Origin of the sequence: Burkholderia sp. Ac-20379, from assembly GCF_017104645.1 — a bacterium.
Taxonomy (GTDB): domain Bacteria; phylum Pseudomonadota; class Gammaproteobacteria; order Burkholderiales; family Burkholderiaceae; genus Burkholderia.
The window spans coordinates 1-610 of the sequence record NZ_JAAGPF010000802.1; the positions used below are offsets into that span (position 1 = coordinate 1).

The 610-nt window shown below is 75.4% G+C and carries 1 protein-coding gene; it reads left to right on the plus strand.

Going from position 1 to position 610, the window contains the following annotated elements:
• The coding region (locus G3N92_RS34715; RefSeq protein WP_206131960.1) for a gamma-glutamyltransferase at positions 1 to 610 on the plus strand (610 nt) is incomplete at both ends.

Genomic DNA, 610 nt, shown 5'->3' on the forward strand with positions numbered 1-610 from the left:
CTACGCCGACGACACGACCACCGACGCCTACGACGGCAGCGACACGGCCCCCGCCGCCGCCACCGAACGCCTGTTCCTCGACCGCGACGGCAAGCTGCTGCCGCCCGCGCAGAGCGCGGCGGGCGGCCGGCCGGTGGGCGCGCCGGGCATGCTGCGGATGCTCGAACTCGCGCATCGCGCGCACGGCAAGCTGCCGTGGCGGCGGCTGTTCCAGCCGGCGATCCGGCTCGCCACGCAGGGCTTCTCGATCGGCCCGCGCCTGGCCGCGCAGATCGCGCGCGATCCGTGGCTGCGCAACGATCCGGCCGCGCGCGACTATTTCTACGAGAAGGACGGCCGGCCCAAGGCCGCCGGCACGCTGCTGCGCAATCCGGCGCTGGCCGCCGCGCTGCGGCAGATCGCAGCGGGCGGTGCGAACGCGTTCTACGGCGGGCCGCTCGCGCGCGACATCGCCGCCAAGGTGGGCCAGTCGGCCAATCCCGGCCTGCTGAGCGCGCAGGATCTCGCGCGCTATCGCGCCGTGCCGCGCGCGCCGTTCTGCAGCGATTACCGCAAGTGGACGGTGTGCGGGATGCCGCCGCCGTCGTCGGGCGGCATCGCCGTCGCGCAG